General features: G+C 64.2%; 4 protein-coding genes and 1 pseudogene. All 5 read right to left on the reverse strand.

What is annotated here, in order from left to right; genetic code table 11:
• On the reverse strand, positions 1–465 hold a 465-nt coding region (locus EOA60_RS29875; protein WP_245502645.1), incomplete at its 3' end, for an SWIM zinc finger family protein.
• Positions 466–576: 111 nt separating this feature from the next.
• Positions 577–798, reverse strand: coding sequence for a hypothetical protein (locus EOA60_RS29880; protein ID WP_095823881.1), 222 nt, complete (start codon positions 796–798; stop codon positions 577–579).
• Between the two features lie 160 nt (positions 799–958).
• Complete coding sequence (locus tag EOA60_RS29885; RefSeq protein ID WP_245502646.1) at positions 959–1,471, reverse strand: VOC family protein; 513 nt, start codon at positions 1,469–1,471, stop codon at positions 959–961.
• A gap of 18 nt (positions 1,472–1,489) precedes the next feature.
• A pseudogene (locus tag EOA60_RS29890) lies at positions 1,490–1,705 on the reverse strand (aldehyde dehydrogenase family protein); the annotation flags it as partial.
• Positions 1,706–1,765: 60 nt separating this feature from the next.
• Positions 1,766–2,154: homoprotocatechuate degradation operon regulator HpaR (hpaR, locus tag EOA60_RS29895; protein WP_128312397.1), on the reverse strand; the 389-nt coding region annotated here is incomplete at its 5' end.

Consider the following 2,154-nt stretch of genomic DNA (forward strand, 5'->3'; position numbering starts at 1 on the left):
CTCGGCGCGCTTGCGCTGCGCCGCCTCGCGGCGCTCGGCGGCCGCGGCGTCTTCTACGGCAGCGCTTTGCTCGGGCCGCAACGCCTCGTCGATGCTTTTGCTTTCCGCGCTTGCCGGCGCCGGCGTCGGCGGCTGGCCCGACTTGCGGCGCCGCCCGAGCCAGTCATTGACCCATTCCGGCGTCTGGTCGACCCGATCGAAGCTGGCGGGCGCGGTGGCGCCGATCCACATCAGCCCCAGTATGTGCTTGCACGGAAATTTTCGCGATGGACAGGTGCATTTGTAGCCGTGGTCGCGGGCATCGAATGCGACGCGGTAGGGATTCGCTCCCGAGCCCTGGCATTCGCCCCAGATGAGGCCCAGCTGTTCGTTTGTCTCGAGACGGGGCCAGTTGGACCGCTTGGTCAGCTTGGCGGCGGCGCCCAGCGAAGCCTGGTCGGGCGCGAGCGCCTCGATTGTTTTCAAATCCAGCTGCAAGCCGCTCCCTCATGACCCCCGAAGCATGATGTCGCGACGATAGATACCTGTTTGCGGCGCGCTGGTGTAGCTCCAGCCGCTGAAAAGTTGGTGTCTTGTCTAACGTTGCGTTGCCCTGTTCATCGTCAGGCGCGCACCCACCAGGATGGCGTGCACAGCATAGGCGCGGCGATCCTCGGCGCTGACGGCCAGCCGATCGGCACGCTGTCCATCGCCTCCCCTGTCTCGCGCGTAGACGATGCGGTGGCGGCCCCCGGGCGAGGCGGCGATCAGGGCGGCGAGGCTCATCTCGGCGCGGCTGACCGGCGAGGCATGACTCATCTTCCCCGTTGCGGCGAAGATGGTTAGGTGCTGCCGACGCCGTCCCGATGGCAGCTGGCGTCGTGCCCCAGCTTCTCCGAGCCTGACTTCATCATCTGCCTCCTCCACCAGTCGCTTCGCGTTCCGCAACCGGCGGATTTCGCGGCCGAATTCCTCACCGTCAAACAGCGTCCTGGTAAAATTCGATCGGCAGTCCATCGGGATCGGCCATGAAGGTAAACAATCGTCCCGTGTATGGATCTGTTCGGATGGGCTCCACCTCGACGTCTCGCGACCGAAGCAGCTCGGCTGTTGCCTCGACCGAGGCGACCGAGAATGCAATATGCCTTAATCCACAGGCCTCGGGCCTGCTGGGCCGGCTTGGCGGATCAGGGAAACTGAACAGTTCGATCTGGATGGGACCGTGACGCAAATCGCACTTCCAAGACTGCCTTTCGGGGCGCCAGTTTTCGGCCAGAACGACGAAACCGAGCTTGTTCGTGTAGAACTGCTTGGAGGTCTCATAGTCACTGGAGATGATTGCGACATGATGGACAGCCAGGAGCATCAGATTGGCCTCGCGTAAGCGTCGATAACGGCGACCCAGCACAGTCGCATCGGGTATACCTTGGCGCAACCAGGCGCCGACACCGGCCGTGCCGGCTTGGGCGAGCATTTCCAAAAGTCCGGCCACCCTCCCCTCGAGGGGAGCTTATCCGAGCGCTATCCACGCCGTCTTGAGGTCGGTGTACTTCTCGATCGCGTGCAGCGACTTGTCTTTGCCGAAGCGGGACTGCTTGAAGCCGCCGAGCGGTACCGTGATGTCGGCGCCGCCATAGGTGTTGACCTGGACGACGCCGGCATTGATGGCGTGCACCATGCGATGCGCGGTCGAGAGCTTCGAGGTCCACACGGCAGAAGCAAGACCCTATGTCGGGCGCAACTACATGCAGCCCAGCGCGCTGGGGAGTTTCGGTGGCTAGTCGGGTCAGTCTGGCGCTGACTCCGACTCGATCAGGCTTTCCAGCATGTCCAGCAGGCGTTCGTGCTGCTCGGCGCCGTAACGCTTCTCGATGGCGTCGTGGATGGCGGTGCGCTCGGGCGCCAGCTCCTCGATCAGCGCCACGCCGGCCGGGCTGATGGCGAGCAGTGCGCGGCGGCCGTCATCCTTGACCTTGTTGCGGGTGATGAATTCGCGCTCGTCCAGTGCTTTGATGATGCGGGTGAGGCTGGGCGGCAGGATCGAGGCGCGGTTGGCGAGCTCGGTCGCTTCCAGCGGACCGGTCTCGGCAAGCACGCGCAGCACGCGCCATTGCTGCTCGGTGATGTCGTGGCGAGCAAGCATCGGACGAAAATGCGCCATGATCACTTCACGAG

Origin of the sequence: Mesorhizobium sp. M1A.F.Ca.IN.020.06.1.1, assembly GCF_004023265.1 — a bacterium.
In the GTDB taxonomy this organism is placed as follows: Bacteria; Pseudomonadota; Alphaproteobacteria; order Rhizobiales; family Rhizobiaceae; genus Mesorhizobium.

Excerpts from the sequence above, each read along its gene's own strand:
- EOA60_RS29880 (WP_095823881.1), bottom strand. The coding sequence starts at position 798 with ATGAGTCATGCCTCGCCGGTCAGCCGCGCCGAGATGAGCCTCGCCGCC.